This window comes from Corynebacterium aurimucosum (genome assembly GCF_030408555.1).
Taxonomy (GTDB): domain Bacteria; phylum Actinomycetota; class Actinomycetes; order Mycobacteriales; family Mycobacteriaceae; genus Corynebacterium; species Corynebacterium aurimucosum.
Genome location: NZ_CP047048.1, coordinates 1,021,434 through 1,038,934 on the forward strand (window position 1 = coordinate 1,021,434; position 17,501 = coordinate 1,038,934).

Genomic DNA, 17,501 nt, shown 5'->3' on the forward strand with positions numbered 1-17,501 from the left:
CCGCTGATTAACGGAAGGTTACGCTCTGCAGTGTGGTTCCGTCCCATTCCACCTCGACCGAATCTCCAGCGGCGCTGGTGAGGGACTCTGGATCGAGGCCGCTCAAACGCGTCTTGCCGAGGTATACATCTACCTTCTCATGGAGGGATTTGCCGGGGAAGATGGCGATCTCGCTGAGCTTATTCTCATTAAAGCGCAGAACAATGGAGCCGGAGAAGTAGCCGATCTCTTCGCCATTCGCGGTGTGCGGGGGGCCGAAGAACTCTTCAGCGAGCTGGCGCGAATCACCGAAGACCATGGACCCTGCTCCGCCTGACTTGGAGACGAAGTCCACGCGATCTCCCGGGTAGCCGTAAATCTTCATTTAGTCTTCTCCTGCTTCTTCGTTGTGAACTGCACTATCGGTGCCCTCTGCGTTCTTTCGGAGGGCTTCCTCTACGCGCTTCGAGGCACCGTCGAGGTGCGCCTCGCAGGCCTTAGCTAGGGCCTCGCCGCGCTCCCAGTACTTGAGGGATTCATCCAATCCCATCTGTCCTAGCTCGAGGATCTTCACTGTTTCAATGAGCTCATCACGAGCCTGCTCATAGCTCAGCTCTTCCACCGGCGGGAACGCGTCCTGGCCGGGCTGGCCGGCGCCAATCGTGTCAGTCATGAGGTGAAGTATCTTCTTTCTCTTGTATGTTCCGTCTTAACTATTAACTGTTCTGTTTAATCTGCGGCCTGAGAAGCCATTGCAGCAGCGGTGATCGAGCCATCGCCCACACGTATACGCAGCTGCGAACCCGGTGGTGATTGCGTGTAGCTCGTGACGACCTCCGGACCGCTGCCATCGCGCGGAAGGACTTGCACGATGGCATAGCCGCGTTCGAGGGTGGCCGAGGGGCCTAAGGCGGAGACCCGAGCACGCAATGAGGCTACCTGGTTAGTTTCGCGGTCCAGATAGTGGCTCATCACCCGGCGGATCAGCGCGAGATTTCGCTCCAACTCCTCGCGGCGTGCGTTGATAGGCACCATCGGATCTGCAAGAACCGGGCGGGAGCGGATGTTTTCGAGTCCGCGGCGCTCTCGGTCCACCCAGCCGCGCAGCGCTGCCGCCATGCGCGAGCGTGCTTCGGAGATCAGCGCGTATTCCTCGGCGGCGGAGGGTACGACACGCTTGGCCGCATCGGTGGGGGTAGCGGCGCGGAGATCGGCGACATCATCAAGCACCGGGTGATCCGGCTCGTGGCCGATGGCGGAAACGACAGGGGTGCGGGCCTCCGCCACGGCGCGTTGCAGTGCCTCCTCGGAGAAGGGGAGGAGGTCCTCCACTGAACCGCCGCCGCGAGCAATGATGATGACATCTACGTCTGGGTCCGCGTCGAGAGTCCGCAGAGCGTCAATCACCTGGGTAACAGCCGTGGCTCCCTGTACTGCAGTATTGATGACGTTGAACTGGACCGCCGGCCAGCGGTCCTGTGCCACAGACAGGACATCGCGCTCGGCATGGGAGCCGCGGCCAGTGATGAGGCCGATTTTCTTGGGCAGGTAGGGAAGCGGCAACTTGCGCGAGGGATCACACAGGCCTTCCTGGCGCAGCTTCTGCCGCAACATTTCCACCCGAGCGAGGAGATCTCCGATGCCGACGTGGCGGATTTCGGTCACCCACAGGGAAAAGCTTCCGCGCCCAGCGTAGAAGGCAGGCTTGCCGTACACCACGACGCGGTCGCCATCTTTGAGCGGTGAAGGAGCATTGCGGATGAGCGAGGTGTTGCATGTCAACTGAACAGACTTTTCCTGCTCGACATCACGCAACGTGATATAGGAGAGCTTCCACGTCGGCTTCATGTTCAACTGGGTAATTTGCCCCTCCACCCAGAGGAAGCCGAGACGCTCGATCCAGCCTTTGACTTGGTCGTTGACCTTGCCGACGGGCCACGGTGTCTCCGCGGAATTGGCCGGTTGGTTCACGCGCAGTCCTTTCTCTTGAGCGGTCTTCTCGTTGGGGTCTGTTCCGAACAGTGTATGGCTCAGTCTAGGAGGCGCGCCGGACATCCGGTGTCACCGGCCAAGCCGGGTGGGCGGGAACTACAGTATGTGCGCGACTTTCGATACTGTGGGTGCCATGACTGAAACTGCAAAGAAGGTGCTCCTGGCGGCTCCCCGCGGCTACTGTGCCGGCGTGGACCGTGCTGTTGAGACAGTGGAAAAGGCGTTGGAGAAGTACGGCGCCCCGATCTACGTGCGCAAGCAGATTGTGCACAACCGGTTCGTTGTTGAATCCCTGGCTAAGCGTGGTGTCATCTTTGTGGAGGAGGCTTCCGAAGCCCCCGAAGGCGCTCATCTCGTGTTCTCTGCACACGGCATCGCGCCGAGCGTGCGCAAGGAGGCACAAGAGCGCAAGCAGCTCACACTCGACGCCACCTGCCCGCTGGTGACCAAGGTCCACAAGGAGGCCCAGCGCTTTGAGCGCGATGGCTACCAGATCCTCCTTGTCGGCCACGAGGGGCACGAAGAGGTCGAAGGCACCGCCGGTGAGGCCCCGGACGTTACCCACCTGGTGGATGGCTTGGAGGGCGTCGACAAGCTGCCCGATTTCCTGCATGAGGAAAAGCTCATCTGGCTGTCCCAGACCACCTTGTCGGTGGATGAAACCATTCAGATCGTCAACAAGCTGCGCGAGCGCTTCCCGCACTTGGAGAACCCGCCATCAGATGACATTTGTTATGCCACGCAGAATCGCCAGGAGTCGGTCAAGGCCATTGCTCCGAAATGCGATCTCATGATTGTTGTGGGCTCCGAGAACTCCTCGAACTCCAAGCGCCTCGTCGAGGTTGCTTTGGAGGCGGGCTCTAAGACTTCACACCTGGTGGACTTTGCCTCGGAGATCGACGAGGCCTGGCTGGAAGGCGTGAACACTGTAGGCGTGACCTGTGGTGCGTCCGTGCCTGAGCTGCTGGTCCGTGAAGTGCTGGAGTTTCTAGATGAGCGCGGCTACAACGATGTTGAACAGGTGACGACGTCCACGGAGACCATCACTTTCTCCCTGCCACGCGAACTGCGTCCGGCACGTACTGCGCGTTAATCCTCGTCGTAGAGATTTTCTTCCAGCGGCTGGGAGGACCGCTGAGAGCGCTCCCGTGCACGCCGCGCCTTCTCTGCTGACTCAGCGGCGGCGCGACGGAAGTCCTCTCGCTCATCCGCCTCGGGGGAAGCCTGTCGGCGCTTCGCGCGTTCTTCGGCTTGAAGCCGCCGGCGTTCTTCGCGGTCGCGCTCACGGACTCGGCCCGAGCTCGTAGCTTCACGGGCAAGCAGTTCTGCTACGGACAGGCGCTCGGAGCGGCTCCGGCGATCGGAGGCAGCTTCGGCGCGGCGCTTTTCTTGAGCTTCAGCCTCAAGGTTCTTCGCGTGGCTATCGCTGCGCCACAGGCGCAGAACCGCGAGCAGCGCGCAGGCCACAACCGTAACGATGAGCACCGGGAAATGCTGCAGTAGTGGGAAAGCCGTGGTGAGAATCGCGGTTTTGGAAAAGGGCGAGGCACCTTCCGGCAATCCAGCGGTGGAATTGATGAACCCGCCGCCCACGGTTCCTAATGCGTACAGCAGCGGAAGGGAAATCACCGTCATGTAGAGGCCGCGAGTTTCCACCAACCAGGTGACAGCCAGCGAACCGAGTCCAAAAATCAGGGCGAAGGGCAGCCCCACGCTGCCCAGAGCGCCGGAGACCGCCAAGGCCACAAGCGTAACGACGAGCGCGACGAGGAGTGCTCGGCTAAGCGGCATCCCGCGGCGGCGAGGGCGGCGACGATTTTTGGCTACAGACACGCCCAGAAAGCTTACCGGGGTTGGTGACCAAAACGTTATTCATTCTGGGCGCGCCGCGGCCAAGAACCGACGCTGCGCGGCTCCACCGGCAGGCGGTCAACGCGGGCTGGAACATCCAGCTCCTTGAGCCGCCGCGCCGTAACCCCGACGCGAGAATCCAAACTGGCCAAGCTTGCGTTATAGGCTTCCACCGCGCGCTCGAGTCCGCGGCCTACCTTGTCGTAGTGCTCGTTAAGAGTGTTCAAGCGCGTATAAAGCTCGCGACCCAAACGCTGGACTTCGCGGGCCTTGTCGGAGATCTCCTCGTGCTGCCAGCTCACCGCGACGGTGCGCAAGAGAGCAAAGAGGGTGCTTGGGGTGGCGATGACGACGTTGCGCTCGAAGGCGAATTCCAGCAATTCGGCGTCGATAGACAGGGCAGCGTCGACGAAAGTATCGGCGGGGACGAAGAGGATCACAAACTGTGGCGTGGGGGAGAAGGCCTCGATATAGTCCTTCGACGCCAGTGCCTGCACGTGGGAACGCATGAGGTGCGCGTGGCGGCGAAGATAGCCTGCCCGCTCCTCCGGGTCCTCGGTCTCCATTGCGTCGAGGTAGGCACTGAGGGGCACCTTTGCATCCACGACAATGCTGCGCCCTCCTGCCAAGTGAATGACCAGATCAGGGCGTACCAGCGATCCGTTGATGCGGGCACTGACTTGGGAATCAAAGTCCACGTGTTTGCGCATGCCACCGAGCTCAACGACGCGCTCTAGTTGTACCTCGCCCCACCGCCCGCGGACATTGGGGGAGCGCAGCGCGCCGACCAGCTTGTCCGTGCGATCAGACAGGCGTGTTGAGGTCCGAGTTACCGCCTGGACCTGGCTGCTGAGTGCTGCGAGCGAGGTCGCTCGATCTTCCTCTATTTCCTGGAGCTGTAGCCCTAGACGGTCCATGGCTTTCTCCAGCGGAGCGAGCTCTGCTTGGCGGCGCTGGGACTCTTGCAGGGCGCGATGCTCCTCTGAAGGCTGGGCGGACTGCGCTGAATAAGCGCGGGCTAGCCAGCCCAATGCGGCCCCAATGATGAGGCCGAGGAATAGGAGCACTATGGGTAGGGAAGACGTCATGCCTGCCATCATGGCATGCGTCCCGGACATGAAGAATTAGTCTTTATCCTTTGATTGCAACATCTGTTCGAGAGCGCTAATTGCGCGCTTGATTCCCGCTCGTGCTCCTCCATCGCGTTCACTGAAATCCGCATCAACGTCGACATTCGCGTCGATCTTTTGGTCCAGAGGGCTCGTGCCGTTGTGGGTGACGTCTTCGGCTGCGCCTTCGGGTGCGGCGTGGTCGGGGATGGACAGCCACTGCTCGCGCTTGTGATCACCCTGTTGCTGCGTGTAGCGCCCGATGAGGAAACCAGCGACGGTCGAAAACTCCAAGTCCTCGGCAGTTCTTTCGCCCGATTGGAGCATCATCATGTCCTGGAAATAGCGGTAGACCACCGCGATGGTCGCTGCGGCCGGGACGGCGAGGAAACCGCCGATGAGGCCGAAGAGCGCGGAACCCACGGTCACGGAAATCAACACGATAACCGGGTGCAGGTTCATGGCCTTCGACTGCAGCCACGGGGACAGCACGTTGCCCTCGAGCTGTTGGACCAGCAGTACTAGGCCCAGCACGAGCAGTGCCTTGGTGAACCCCAAAGACACCAGCGCGATGGTCACGGATAGTGCGCCGGCCACGATCGCGCCGACAAAGGGGATGAATCCGGCGATGAACGTGATGATGGCAAGCGCCATCGCCAAAGGTACACCGATGAGTGCCAGGCCGAGGCCGATAAAGACAGCATCAACGGCGGAGACCACTGCTTGTGCCCGCACGAAACCGCCCAACGTGGACCACACGCGGGTCAGCAGCTCAGTGAGGTGCCAGCCGGTCCGGCGTCCCGTGGCCTGGCGCAGCCAGGGCAGGAAGTTGTGGCCGTCCTTAAGGAAGAAGAACGTCAGCACCACGATGATGAAGAGCGTGACCACGATGGAGGTCGCCGTGCCAATGCCCGTGAATACCGAGCCCGCGATGGACCCTGCTTGGCGTTGTAGCCACAGGGCGATTTCATCGATATAGCCGCCGATCTCATCCGCGTCGAGGTTGAGCGGAGGGCCCTGTGCCCATAGCTGCAAACGTTGAATTCCTTCTACAGTCTGCAGATATAGCGTCTGGGACTGCCGCGCGAAGTCCGGTGCGATGAACATAAAGAGAGTGCCCACCGCAGTAAAAGACACCAGAATGGTCACTGCCGCAGCGAGGGCTGACGGCAGTCCCTTGCGCCGCATGGCACCGGCAATGGGAGCAAGCACAGTGCAAATAATCAGCGCAATGAGAACGGGCAGGATGCCGCGCCAGAAGTTGCCCAGCATGCGGAAGGAGGCATAAAGGAATATCCCAATGATGGTCAGGCGCAGTGCCCACAGCGATGTGGACTTGATGACCTCGCCGACCACCACAGAACGATCCACCTGGTTGCCGGGAGGGTGCGGAGAGACAGCCTTCAGCGAAGCAGCATCGACGGAGTCATCGAAACGCCCGCCGAGCGCTGCCTCCGCGGCGGCGAACTCAGAGGAAGAGGCGTTGGGGGATGGCTGATCAGAACTCACCCCACCATCTTGCCTCAAAAGATCCGGGGTGCGTTAGGATTGGCCCCGTGAGTCTTACACTTGGAATCGTCGGCCTGCCCAACGTGGGCAAGTCCACTTTGTTTAATGCCCTGACCCGTTCTGACATCTTGGCGGCGAACTACCCGTTCGCCACGATTGAGCCCAATGTCGGCCTCGTTGAGCTTCCCGATTCCCGCCTTAACCGCCTTGCGGAAATCTTCAGCTCCGAGCGCATCCTCCCGGCCACCGTGTCCTTCGTGGATATCGCCGGCATTGTGGAAGGCGCTTCCAAGGGTGAAGGTATGGGTAACGCCTTCCTTGCCAACATTCGTGAGGCTGATGCCATCTGCCAGGTGGTGCGTGCCTTTGCTGATGAAAACGTCATCCACGTCGACGGTGAAGTCAACCCGGCACACGACATTTCTGTCATCAATACGGAGCTCATCCTCGCGGACCTGCAGACCATCGAGAAGGCCTTGCCGCGCTTGGAAAAGGAAGCCCGCAAGAACAAGGATTTGGCCGAGACCGTGGAAGAGACCAAGAAGGCCCAGGCCATCTTGGAAGATGACCGCACCCTCTTCGCTGCTTCCAAGAGCGACGAGATCGACCTATCCCTCCTGCGCGAGCTGCACCTCATGACCGCGAAGCCCTTCCTTTATGTCTTCAACTCGGATGAGGCCGTGCTTACCGATGACGCCAAGAAGGAGGAGCTGCGCCAGCTCGTCGCCCCTGCGGAATGCGTCTTCCTCGATGCCCAGACCGAAACCGACCTCCTTGAGCTCGATGAGGCGGAGGCACTGGAACTGCTCGAGTCGGTGGGCCAGGAAGAGCCTGGCTTGGCGACGTTGGCCAAGGCCGGCTTCGCCACCCTCGGCCTGCAGACCTACCTGACCGCAGGCCCGAAGGAAGCCCGCGCGTGGACCATCAAGCAAGGTTCCGCGGCTCCGCAGGCTGCGGGTGTTATCCACACCGACTTTGAGAAGAAGTTCATCAAGGCCGAAATCGTCTCCTTCGATGACCTAGACGCCGCTGGCTCCATGGCAGAGGCCCGCAACGCCGGCAAGGTGCGCCAAGAAGGCAAGGAATACATCATGCAGGACGGCGACGTCTGCGATTTCAAGATCGGCGGCTAGTTAGCCACCACTCCGCGTAGGCTGTGGGCATGAGTATCGCCCACATCCTAGACCGCGCAGCAGAGGCCACGCAGTGGCAAGAGGCCCTGTACAAGGATCTGCACCAGCATCCTGAGCTCAGCATGGAGGAGGAGCGCACCCGCGGTGTTATCGCGGATAAGCTCCGGGAATTTCCAGGAGTCGAGGTGCTGGAATTCGGCGGGGGAGTCGTCGGCATCCTCCGCAACGGCGTAGGTTCGACTGTCCTAGAGCGTGCCGATTTCGACGGCTTGCCCATCACAGAGGACACCGGCCTGGACTACTCCGCTTCGGGCGAGGCAATGCATGCTTGTGGCCACGATGCCCACGTGAGCGCCTTGTTGGGTGCCACGGAAGCGCTGGCGAAAGCAACCGATGCGTGGTCCGGTACATTCGTCGCTCTATTCCAGCCGGGCGAGGAGACCGCTGAGGGCGCGCAGTCCATGGTGGATGCGGGCCTCACCGATAGAGTCCCCACCTCCGATGTGGCCTTTGGTCAGCACATCTTCATCGATAAGAATGCTCCCGCCGGTAGCGTGCTGATTGCGCCCGGCCCGGTCTTGTCTACAGCGACCTCACTCACCGTCACGGTCTATGGCCACGGTTCTCACGGCTCGATGCCGCACCTCAGCGTCGATCCGGTGGTGCTGGCCAGCTCCATCGTTCTGCGGCTGCAGACAATTGTCTCCCGTGAGGTCGACCCCCACCACTTCGCCGTGTTGACTGTTGGCGCCCTGCAGGCGGGCTCGAAAGCCAATATCATTCCGGATGCGGCCACCCTGCGCATCAACATCCGTGCCTATGACGAAGACGTCCGGGCTCAAATCGTAGAGGCGATTCACCGCATTGTTAAGGCGGAGTGCCGGGCAGCGATGTCCCCGCGCGAGCCAGAGTTTGTGCAGAGTGATAATTACCCCCTTACCGTCAACGATGAAGACGTGACCAAAAAGGTGCGCGCGCAGCTTATCGACGTTCTGGGTAGCGACAACGTCCTCGACATGGAGCCGTGGACCGCCTCGGAGGATTTCTCTCGCATCCCCGATGCCTTCGGCGCTCCCTATTGTTTCTGGGGCTTTGGCGGGCGTACCGATGGCGCATCAATTCCTAACCACAATCCGCGCTTTGCGCCGGAGCTGCAGCCGACGCTCACCACGGCGACGCAGGCTCTGATAGCCGCTGCTTACGCCTATCTGGGGAATCAGCGTAAGGATGTCCCTAAGGAGTAGCTAGGAACTGCTTGGTGATGATGGGGCGGTCGACATGCTACTCGCGCACCCAACGCGAAAGCGATCGAGTGTAGCGACGTGGTAGGCGAGTTCTCTCCGGGGGTAGCGAACTCGTCAACATCGCGTTAGGCTGGCTTCTCCATTCGACGGCATCATTTTGCCAGGTGGTACCGGTAATGCGGATATGCTCCGTCTGGACAAGTCCGCTGTAGAAATTGTGCGCAATCACGTCACCCAGGATCTCCCGCTGGGCGTTATTTGCCACGGTGCTTGGATCCTGACCGATGCCGATGTGCTCAAGGGCCGTACCCTTACTTCTTTCCCCAGCTTGCGGACCGACCTGCGTAACGCCGGCGCTACCTGGGTAGACGAAGAGGTTCACTGCGACCAGGGTCTGGTTTCCTCCCGTACCCCGGACGATCTCCCAGCCTTCAACGCTAAGTTGGTTGAGGAATTCGCAGAGAGCCAGCACTAAACCTTATGTTTAGTAAAGCCCGCCGTGCGCAACCTGCGGCTTTTTGCGTCTTGCTTCCGCCGTAAGGCCTCTATATTGTTAGATATTCCTGAAGGGGAGTAGTTCCCTCGGATACTTTCCGAGATGCCTGGTCGACATATTGGCTTTTCCGCCCGGCCAGCCAGCGTTTGCATTGCCTGCGGCGTGAACGAGACCTTCGGTCCGCACCCGAACCGAAGGAGTTTTAAGTTGTCTTCTCTTAGCTCAGAGCAACTACTGCTCGAGCGCTTTATGAAGCTCTCTATCACCACCGCAGTGGCCACGATTGCGCTCAAGGTCATCGCTGCCGCGGTGACGGGATCTGTGGGCTTTCTTTCCGACGCCCTCGAATCCGGCGTTAACCTCGTTGCCGCCGTTGTGGGGTTTGTGGCTATCAAAATTGCGGCAAAGCCGGCCGATGCGAACCATCAGTTCGGTCACGGCAAGGCCGAGTATGTGTCCGCGCTGGTCGAGGGTGTGATGATCTTCGTCGCTGCAGCGATGATTATCTACACAGCCATTCGCCGACTTCTGGATCCGCAGCCGCTGGAGCAACCTGGGCTTGGCCTCCTGCTGTCGCTCGTGGCTTCCTTACTTAACCTGGGCGTGGGCCTTCTGCTTGTGCGCGCGGGCAGGCAGCATCGTTCGGCCACTTTGCAGGCGGACGGAAAGCATCTGCTTACCGACGTCTGGACGTCCGTCGGCGTCCTCCTCGGCATCGGCGCGGTCAGCCTCACGGATTGGTTGTGGCTCGACCCAGTCATCGCGTTTGCCGTGGGCCTCAATATTTTGTGGACTGGCTACAAGTTGCTCAAAGAATCACTGAGCTCCCTGTTGTCGGAGTCCCTTCCTAAGGAAGAGCATGCGCAGCTTGATGCCCTCCTTAACGAACTGGAGGAGCGTCATGACGTGGAGATCACGTCGCGTCGTACCGTTGCTTCGGGCCGCAACCGCTTGGTGTATCTCACGATGGATGTTCCCGGCCAGTGGACAGTGCTGCACTCGCACACTGTTGCCGACAGAATCGAGGACGCCATCGACGAGCTATTCCCCGGCGCTGAGGTCTTTATCCACGTCGAGCCCGCTGGAACGGTTCATCGCCGCATTTTGCGAATGCCGTAACGCTTGCAGCTAACGCAAGCTGGCCACGCCGCGTCCGCCTTCCATTACCCACGGCCAACTGAGACCGTTCTTGGTCAGGACATCATTGCGGATCTCATCGGGGATAATCCATTCCTTGTTGGCATAGCCCAGCAAGTATTCGTCACACTCAGCTCGCAAGGAGAGCGCACGAACGCCGGCATTGTAGGTCTGGCCCTGCAGAGCAAGGAGATGTTCAGCCACTTCTAGCGCCGACGTGAGGGGCCGCGCCGCCGATGATGCAAGGCCTTGAGCAATGAGCCGACGAGCGAGAAGCTCATCGCGGGTAAGTTCCTTCATGGCTGTTTAGGTTAGAGTCGGAAGGTCTTCATCAGCTGCATGCCGGTGGACACCAGCTGACGGAAGCGCTCCGGGGAGATGTACTCCGAGGGCGCAAGCGGGTGTAGGCGTTGCTCGGCCACGGTGCGCTCATTGGCCCACAGGCGCATGCCGGTAATACCGTGGCGGTGGTTCAGGCCAGACTCCTTGACGCCGCCACCGGGTGCGGCGATGGAACCATAGGCGGCTGCGAAGCCCTCATTGATGTTGACCATGCCGGCTTCCAGCTGGGAAGCCACCTTCCACGCGCGGCGGGAGTTTCCGGACCACACCGATGCGGATAGGCCGTAGGTCGTGTCGTTGGCGAGCTGAATGGCTTCGGCGTCGGAACTTACCGTATACACCGCGAGCACTGGGCCGAAGGTTTCGGTGGCATAGAGATCCATCTCTGGGGTCACACCAGTCAGCACGGTGGGCTCGTAGAAGTAGGGCCCAAGGTCCGGCCGGGCCTTTCCGCCGTAGACCACGGTGGCGCCCTTAGACACGGCATCCTCCACGTGGGCTTTAACGGCATCGAGCTGGCGTTGCGAGGTCAGCGAGCCGATGGTGGCGGCATCGGAGAAGGCCGCGCCGAGCACCTGCTGGTCCAGCGCGTTCTTGAGTTCTGCGAGGAACTCCTCGAAGACGCTCTCGTGCACATAGGCGCGCTCGGCGGACATACACAGCTGCCCGGAGGAGGAGAATGCGGTGCGCACGGCGCCTTGGGCGGTGGGCTTAAGGGGGGCGTCGTCAAGCACCAGCATCGGGTTCTTGCCACCCAGCTCCAGCATGGTGGGGATGAGGCGCCCCGCAGCCTGGGTAGCGATGGACTTGCCAGCCTTGGTGGAACCGGTAAAGGAAAGGCCATCCACCAGGGGAACGAGGGCATCGCCCACTTCCGCTCCGCGGCCGGGAACCAGCTGCCAGGCAGCCTCCGGAAGGCCCGCCTCGATGGCTAGGCGCCTCAGCAGAATCGCCGTTAGCGTGGTCTGAGAATCCGGCTTGTGCACCACGGCATTACCTGCCGAGAGGGCTGCCAGAACATCGCCAACACCGAGGGACAGGGGATAGTTCCACGGAGAGATTAGCCCCACCACGCCCAGTGGGTAATGCTGGGTGCGGGTCTTAGTCAGCACGGGAAGCGCGCCGGGGTGGCGGTCAGCGCCGAAAGCTTTGCGGATATTGACCGCGTAGAAGCGCGCGCAGTTATACAGATCCATCAGCTCGTCATAGGCATGGGAGCGGGACTTGCCGTTTTCTGCCTGGATGAGGTCGAGGATGAGCTCCTCGTTCTCCTGAACGAGGTCGTGCAGGCGCAGCAGGATGGCGGCGCGGTCACCTTGGCCAACGCCGGCGCGCGCATAGTTGACGGCTTTCTCGACGTCCCCGGCAGTGGCGACAGGGAAGCTAAAGAGATCCTCACCGCTAAAAGGCGCGTGAGCCTGGTGCTGCTCACCCGTGCCGCGAACATCGCGGGCGGGGTCCGTGTCTAAGAAATTGAGCACTCGATGGGGCAGACGGGTCTGAGTGAAGGTCTTCATGCGGTCTATTGTCCCAAAAATATGCGAGGGCGCTATAGATTTTTCGAGATTTGTCTCACAAACTAAATTAATCGTGGTTAGGATAACGCTATGCCAATCCTCGCGACTACTCCACAGGCCCAGGTGCGCGCGGCCGTTGAGCCGCTCGTCAGATCTGGAGAAAGCCCAGCGCCCGTAGGCGTTATTGACCTCGCCGCGTTTGACTACAACGCTGCACAGATGCCGACTCGCGCCGGAGGACTACCCATCCGCGTGGCCTCGAAGTCGATCCGCAGCGTGGCAGCACTTCGTCGCGCCCTCGAGCACGAGGGCTACCGTGGCATCCTCGCCTATTCCGTTCCAGAGGCTCTGCATCTGGTGGGAGAGGGCTTCCGCGACATTGTGGTGGCTTATCCGAGCGTCAACCGCAAGGCCCTGCGTGAGCTTGCAGCGGATGGCACCGCGCGCGAGGCCATCACCATCATGGTGGATAGTGCTGAGCTCTTAGACCTGCTTGAGGGATCCCTGCGCGTGGCCATTGACATTGATTGCACCCTTCATTTGCCGGGCGCAGTTGTGGGCCCGCGGCGCTCACCCGTGCGCACGCCGGAACAGGTCTCAGCATTGGCGCGCGAGATTCTTCGGCGCGGGCACCGGATTGTCGGACTCATGGCCTATGAGGGTCAAGTGGCATCCGTCGCGGATGGCCTGCCGGGGCCGGTGGGGGCAGTCAAGCGCTGGCTGCGCACCAAGTCCATGGCGGACCTGGCCCCGCGGCGCCGTGCTTGCGTGGAGGCCGCGCGGGAGATAGCGGACATCGAATTCGTCAACGGCGGCGGCACGGGCAGTCTCCAAGAATCCGCGGCCGAAGGAACCTTGACCGAGCTGGCCGCTGGCTCCGGTTTCTACACGCCGGCGATTTTTGATGACTTCACCGGCATCAACCACAAGGCAGCAGCGTTCTTCGTTTGTCAGGTCTCCCGCGTTCCCGCGCCGGGTTGGGCCACGGTCAACTCCGGAGGTTGGATTGCCTCCGGGCCACCCGCGAAGGATCGCGTCCCAGTTCCGGTGTGGCCGCAGGGACTTCACTACTCCAGCACCGAAGGCGCCGGTGAAGTACAGACGCCTCTCCGAGGCGTGGATATGAACGTCGAGGACTTGGTGTGGTTCCGCCACGCCAAGGCGGGGGAGATGACAGAAAACGTCGACCGCCTCCTCGCCGTCGGAAGCGACGGCGTAGATGTATGGGATACCTATAGAGGACAAGGATGGACACTCCGATGACAACCACATTTAGCAATTGGGCAGGATCGGTCACCACGAAACCGCAGGAGTTTGTACAGCCCTCCCGCATAGACGAGATCCCTGGAATTATTAGCCGCTCCCGCAGCGTGCGTGCTGTGGGCGCTGGTCACTCTTTCACTCCCATTGCGGCGGGGGAGGAGACGATGCTCAATCTCGATCACGTGAGTGGTCTGGTGAGCGTCGATAAGCAGCGCAAGCGCGTCCGTTTCCTGGCAGGCACTCGCTTGCGGGACGTGCCCAAGCTCCTGCGCCCCTTCGGGCTTGCCCTGGCTAACCAGGGTGATGTGGACCCGCAATCGCTGGCGGGCGCGATTTCGACCTCGACCCACGGCACCGGCATCAATTACACGGGCTTTGCGGGGACGGTCACTGGGCTGACGCTTATCGACGCCGACGGCAACACCCGCAGCTATTCCATCGACGAAGACCCAGAACTCCTTCGCCTCGTGGTCGTCAGCGTCGGCGCGCTCGGCGTGGTTGTTGAAGTCGAAATGCAGTGTGTGGACGCCTTCGACCTGCTGGCGGAAGAATCTGGCATTGCCTTCGATGAGCTGATGGATAACTGGGAGGAGCTCTCTCGGGGCGTCGACCACCTCGAGTCCTACTGGTTCCCGCACACCGACCGAGCGATGGTCAAAGCCAACACGCGCTTAGAGCCGAACGGGGAGCGCCGCTCACGCCTTAAGGCGCTTATCGACGATGAGCTCATCGGCAACGGCGCCTTCGCCGCAGCCCTGGCTCTGGGGCGTCTTCTTCCGGGGACGATTCCGACGCTCAACAAGTTCGCCACCTCGGTTATCTCTCATAACCGCTACCGTTCAGCTGCTCACGACGTGTTCGTCAGCCCGCGCCGGGTTCGCTTCCACGAAATGGAGTATGCGGTGCCGCTTGCCGACGGCCCCGCCGCCGTCCGCGAGATCCGCCGCTTCATCGACGAACAGGACTGGCGTATCGGTTTTCCGATGGAGCTGCGCACGACGGCCGCGGATGACGTTGCGCTGTCGACAGCATCGGGCCGCGAATCGATGTACATTGCCTTCCACATTCCACGTGCGCTCAACCCGCAGGATTATATGCCGAAGCTCGAGCCCATTCTTCGGGCAGCGGGTGGGCGCCCGCACTGGGGCAAGATGAACTCCCTGTCCCGGAAGGACTTTGCTCAACTTTATACAAGAGTTGATGAGTTCTGCGAGCTGCGCGAAAAGATGGATCCGGAGTGGAAATTCGGTTCGTCCTACCTGCGGAAACTGTTCGGATAGGGTCGTCGTCAAGCGCTGCACATTCCGAAAGTGGGATTCGAAAGTATCTCTGATCTTTGGTAGCGTGTGGAAGTCTTAATTCCATACGCTGTCGAAGAAGGTGTCTCAAACGTCCTCTGAATCCCGTTCCCTTATCACGCCGACATTTGTGTTCGCGTGGTTGGTAAATTTTGCCCAATTTACGGTCTTTTATCTACTCGTGACCATCATGGCACTCTATGCCGTCGAGCAGTTCCAGGCCTCGGACACAGCGGGCGGGTTTGCCTCAAGCGCCTTCGTGGTGGGGGCGACGATTGCTCGCCTCTTTTCGGGCTACATTGTGGATGCTGCTGGGCGGAAGCGCTCGCTGGTCATCTCCCTCATCGTGGTCACTGTGGCGATGGCGCTGTATTTCCCAGCTCAGTCACTGCCACTATTGTTTGCTGTCCGTATCGTGCACGGCTTCGGCTATGCGGTGGCATCGACGGCTGTGATGGCTGTGGCGCAATCGGTTATCCCGGACCATCGTCGCGCAGAGGGAACGGGATACTTCGCCTTGGGGACGACGCTGGCCACCGCTTTTGGTCCGGCGGCAGGTTTAGCGATTGTCCACAACGCCGGCTATAACTCCGTGTTTCTAGTGGCGTTGACGCTGACGGTGGTGGCCTTGGGGCTGGGGCTCGTCGTCAAGGCGCCGGCGCAGGAGCATCGAAGCGTCTCCTTCTCCTTGGGGAATATTGTGCACCCAGCGGTGGCACCTTTTGGCGTGTTCATTCTTTTGGTCGGTGTTGCTTATACGGGCATTATCACCTTCCTGAATGGCTATTCCTCCCACGCGGGGCTGGAGAAGGGCGCTAGCTACTTCTTCTTGGCTTATGCGGTGGTGAGCCTCGTTCTGCGCTTTGTGCTGGGTAGGCTGCAGGACCGCCGTGGTGACAACATCATCATCTACTCTTCACTCGTCTTCTTTATTGCCGGCTTGGCTGTCCTGGCTTCGGCTGGTGCTGATTGGCAGATTGTTGCTGCGGGGGCCTTGGTGGGTATCGGATATGGCTCTATCCTGCCGGCGGGTCAGGCTATCGCTGTGCGTCTGGTGCCGATGCATGAAATGGGTGCGGGGATCTCGACCTTCTTCTTGCTGCTGGACCTAGGCATCGGCTTCGGCCCGATTCTGCTGGGACAGGTCATCTCCGCGACGGGATACTCCGCCATGTATTGGATGCTGGCAGCCTTGATGCTGGTTGCCTCAGTGGTCTATTTCTTTGTTCATGGGCGCAAGGACATTGCGCGCGGTGACGTGCGTTATGAATAGAGCCCTCGTGAGCATCACCCTGGCCAGTACTGTAGTTTTGGCGCGGACCCCGAGCGTCTGATGTCGAACGTGTAGTCTAAACCTGGGGTTGATACCCCCGTTTATAGTGACGACTTGACATGAATTTAGCGCTAACTATGGCTATGTGGGGTGTGTGGTACTAGAATCATGGTTAGAACACTTCTTCTAACTCATGTTGATCTCGGGGGAGACCATGACCACTACTGCTACACGCCCGCCTACCTTTTTCTTTTCCACCACCAACCCTAATAATCCACATGCGATGGCTCGTGCTCAAGCCCGGAGAGCCACCTATAAAACCTGGGTCGGGGCCATGCCCAGCCTCGACGCCGATATCAACACCACCGCACTATCCCTAGTGGCTGCCTGGTCACTGCCGGAAGGCCACATCAAATCAGGCCTGCGTGCTATCCACCGGCTGGGTAGTCTGCCGAAAGTCAAAGCCATACAAGACACCCACTGCCTGCTCGACATTGAATCCTTGATCGCTATTGATCAACCCATGTCAGCACTGACAGCCTTGACTGATGAAACCCTAGAGTTCATCGACACCCTACTGGCTGACTTCTTTACCCCTTCTAAGCCGAACCAAGCCTTTCCTACACGTAGTCAAATCAGGCGCAAAGTCCGCGATATATGTAAAACACTGGATGATTCCATTGCCTATCGGGATACCCGCCCTAAAGATACCTACCGGTTTTCTTCTAACGGCACCTCAGCGTGGTTGGAACTGCAGGTTGGGGAAGACACCGGCATTGAACTTGATGCTTTCATCCACCAGACCGCAACCAAGGAAGACATCACTGTCCCTGAGGCAGTCATCAAACTGCTTTCCGGTGAAATACAGCCACCAGCTACGGTGGTGCTCCACACCTACCAGGCCTGCGATATTGAGGATGCACCGACCTTTATTGAAGGCTTCGGCTGGCGGGCTAAACCCATGCCACATGACAAGACGCGGGATTTAACCGAAGAGATAAAAGAAGCCGATGGCTACCAGCCAGGAATCATCATGCGCAAACTTGTCGAAGGCCGCGACGGTACCTGCCGGGTCGGCGGCTGTGGCGAGCCTGCTTTTCTCAGCCAGTTGGATCACCGACACAACTGGGCCGAAGGCGGACCAACCCACCCGAAGAACCTGGTTTTCGCCTGTCGATCATGGTGGTGATGGTGCACAGAATTATGAACGCAAGGGCCCACCAACTACCTGCTCGCGAAGACTGTTCTTGTCCACCGGGAACTGGTCTTATTTCCGTCTTCCCGTAGGGGACTATTTTTACTTTGGCTCAAAATGCACCAAAGGTATTATCCTCAACCGCCAAAATGTTACTTCCAGG

Annotated in this window: 16 protein-coding genes and 1 pseudogene; 9 read left to right on the forward strand and 8 right to left on the reverse strand. The window is 60.2% G+C overall.

Features of this window, described 5'->3' with window-relative positions:
• Window positions 1–7 precede the first annotated feature (7 nt).
• From CAURIM_RS04845 to xseA, 3 genes are read right to left on the reverse strand one after another with little or no spacing between them, the layout of a single operon-like run.
• A complete protein-coding gene (locus tag CAURIM_RS04845; protein WP_201828431.1) occupies window positions 8–364 on the reverse strand; it encodes a hypothetical protein in 357 nt (118 codons plus the stop codon).
• On the reverse strand, window positions 365–652 hold the full coding sequence (locus CAURIM_RS04850; RefSeq protein ID WP_070646331.1) for an exodeoxyribonuclease VII small subunit: 288 nt from the start codon (window positions 650–652) through the stop codon (window positions 365–367). It abuts the gene before it with no gap.
• Between the two features lie 56 nt (window positions 653–708).
• Entirely contained in the window at window positions 709–1,950 is a 1,242-nt protein-coding gene (gene xseA / locus CAURIM_RS04855; protein WP_070646334.1) for an exodeoxyribonuclease VII large subunit, read from the reverse strand.
• A gap of 154 nt (window positions 1,951–2,104) precedes the next feature.
• Here xseA and CAURIM_RS04860 point away from each other — a divergent pair, with 154 nt between their 5' ends.
• Window positions 2,105–3,064: a 4-hydroxy-3-methylbut-2-enyl diphosphate reductase gene (locus tag CAURIM_RS04860; RefSeq protein WP_201828430.1), complete on the forward strand. Its 960-nt coding sequence runs from the start codon at window positions 2,105–2,107 to the stop codon at window positions 3,062–3,064.
• On the opposite strand, the gene CAURIM_RS04865 is transcribed toward CAURIM_RS04860, so the two are convergent.
• From CAURIM_RS04865 to CAURIM_RS04875, 3 genes are read right to left on the reverse strand one after another with little or no spacing between them, the layout of a single operon-like run.
• Window positions 3,061–3,804: a DUF6542 domain-containing protein gene (locus CAURIM_RS04865; protein ID WP_236659292.1), complete on the reverse strand. Its 744-nt coding sequence runs from the start codon at window positions 3,802–3,804 to the stop codon at window positions 3,061–3,063. The two genes, CAURIM_RS04860 and CAURIM_RS04865, sit on opposite strands and share 4 nt — an antisense overlap.
• A 35-nt stretch (window positions 3,805–3,839) precedes the next feature.
• Window positions 3,840–4,940 (reverse strand): DNA recombination protein RmuC, encoded by a 1,101-nt coding sequence (locus CAURIM_RS04870; protein ID WP_371325755.1) that lies wholly within the window; start codon window positions 4,938–4,940, stop codon window positions 3,840–3,842.
• A gap of 6 nt (window positions 4,941–4,946) precedes the next feature.
• Window positions 4,947–6,440 (reverse strand): AI-2E family transporter, encoded by a 1,494-nt coding sequence (locus tag CAURIM_RS04875; protein WP_070447020.1) that lies wholly within the window; start codon window positions 6,438–6,440, stop codon window positions 4,947–4,949.
• Between the two features lie 47 nt (window positions 6,441–6,487).
• Between CAURIM_RS04875 and ychF the strand changes: the two genes are divergently transcribed.
• The 4 genes and pseudogenes from ychF to CAURIM_RS04895 all read left to right on the forward strand — a co-directional run bounded on the left by ychF (window position 6,488) and on the right by CAURIM_RS04895 (window position 10,432).
• On the forward strand, window positions 6,488–7,573 hold the full coding sequence (ychF, locus tag CAURIM_RS04880) for a redox-regulated ATPase YchF (protein ID WP_070646340.1): 1,086 nt from the start codon (window positions 6,488–6,490) through the stop codon (window positions 7,571–7,573).
• Window positions 7,574–7,602: 29 nt separating this feature from the next.
• Window positions 7,603–8,817 (forward strand): amidohydrolase, encoded by a 1,215-nt coding sequence (locus CAURIM_RS04885; RefSeq protein ID WP_201828429.1) that lies wholly within the window; start codon window positions 7,603–7,605, stop codon window positions 8,815–8,817.
• Window positions 8,818–8,959: 142 nt separating this feature from the next.
• Window positions 8,960–9,292, forward strand: a pseudogene (locus CAURIM_RS04890) (DJ-1/PfpI family protein); the annotation flags it as partial.
• Between the two features lie 228 nt (window positions 9,293–9,520).
• Window positions 9,521–10,432, forward strand: a complete 912-nt coding sequence (locus tag CAURIM_RS04895) for a cation diffusion facilitator family transporter (protein WP_070447014.1) — start codon at window positions 9,521–9,523, stop codon at window positions 10,430–10,432.
• Between the two features lie 9 nt (window positions 10,433–10,441).
• Here CAURIM_RS04895 and CAURIM_RS04900 read toward each other — a convergent pair whose 3' ends face one another.
• Entirely contained in the window at window positions 10,442–10,750 is a 309-nt protein-coding gene (locus tag CAURIM_RS04900) for a hypothetical protein (protein ID WP_070719096.1), read from the reverse strand.
• Window positions 10,751–10,761: 11 nt separating this feature from the next.
• Window positions 10,762–12,309 carry a succinic semialdehyde dehydrogenase gene (locus CAURIM_RS04905; protein ID WP_201828427.1) on the reverse strand — a complete coding sequence of 516 codons (1,548 nt, stop codon included), beginning with the start codon at window positions 12,307–12,309 and terminating at the stop codon, window positions 10,762–10,764.
• Window positions 12,310–12,399: 90 nt separating this feature from the next.
• Between CAURIM_RS04905 and CAURIM_RS04910 the strand changes: the two genes are divergently transcribed.
• The 4 genes from CAURIM_RS04910 (at window position 12,400) to CAURIM_RS04925 (ending at window position 17,332) form a co-directional block, all read left to right on the forward strand.
• Window positions 12,400–13,572 carry an alanine racemase gene (locus tag CAURIM_RS04910; RefSeq protein ID WP_201828426.1) on the forward strand — a complete coding sequence of 391 codons (1,173 nt, stop codon included), beginning with the start codon at window positions 12,400–12,402 and terminating at the stop codon, window positions 13,570–13,572.
• Window positions 13,569–14,852, forward strand: a complete 1,284-nt coding sequence (locus CAURIM_RS04915) for a D-arabinono-1,4-lactone oxidase (RefSeq protein ID WP_201828425.1) — start codon at window positions 13,569–13,571, stop codon at window positions 14,850–14,852. Before CAURIM_RS04910 ends, CAURIM_RS04915 begins: the two co-directional genes overlap by 4 nt.
• 100 nt (window positions 14,853–14,952) lie before the next feature.
• Entirely contained in the window at window positions 14,953–16,143 is a 1,191-nt protein-coding gene (locus CAURIM_RS04920; RefSeq protein WP_070447004.1) for an MFS transporter, read from the forward strand.
• Window positions 16,144–16,357: 214 nt separating this feature from the next.
• Window positions 16,358–17,332: an HNH endonuclease signature motif containing protein gene (locus CAURIM_RS04925; RefSeq protein ID WP_236659291.1), complete on the forward strand. Its 975-nt coding sequence runs from the start codon at window positions 16,358–16,360 to the stop codon at window positions 17,330–17,332.
• Window positions 17,333–17,501 lie beyond the last annotated feature (169 nt).

What these genes read in the sequence shown, in the direction of transcription:
- CAURIM_RS04845 (WP_201828431.1), bottom strand. Translation starts at nt 364, where the DNA reads ATGAAGATTTACGGCTACCCGGGAGATCGCGTGGACTTCGTCTCCAAG.
- CAURIM_RS04850 (WP_070646331.1), bottom strand. Translation starts at nt 652, where the DNA reads ATGACTGACACGATTGGCGCCGGCCAGCCCGGCCAGGACGCGTTCCCG.
- CAURIM_RS04860 (WP_201828430.1), top strand. Translation starts at nt 2,105, where the DNA reads ATGACTGAAACTGCAAAGAAGGTGCTCCTGGCGGCTCCCCGCGGCTAC.
- CAURIM_RS04870 (WP_371325755.1), bottom strand. Translation starts at nt 4,940, where the DNA reads ATGTCCGGGACGCATGCCATGATGGCAGGCATGACGTCTTCCCTACCC.
- CAURIM_RS04885 (WP_201828429.1), top strand. Translation starts at nt 7,603, where the DNA reads ATGAGTATCGCCCACATCCTAGACCGCGCAGCAGAGGCCACGCAGTGG.
- CAURIM_RS04900 (WP_070719096.1), bottom strand. Translation starts at nt 10,750, where the DNA reads ATGAAGGAACTTACCCGCGATGAGCTTCTCGCTCGTCGGCTCATTGCT.
- CAURIM_RS04905 (WP_201828427.1), bottom strand. Translation starts at nt 12,309, where the DNA reads ATGAAGACCTTCACTCAGACCCGTCTGCCCCATCGAGTGCTCAATTTC.
- CAURIM_RS04910 (WP_201828426.1), top strand. Translation starts at nt 12,400, where the DNA reads ATGCCAATCCTCGCGACTACTCCACAGGCCCAGGTGCGCGCGGCCGTT.
- CAURIM_RS04915 (WP_201828425.1), top strand. Translation starts at nt 13,569, where the DNA reads ATGACAACCACATTTAGCAATTGGGCAGGATCGGTCACCACGAAACCG.
- CAURIM_RS04925 (WP_236659291.1), top strand. Translation starts at nt 16,358, where the DNA reads ATGACCACTACTGCTACACGCCCGCCTACCTTTTTCTTTTCCACCACC.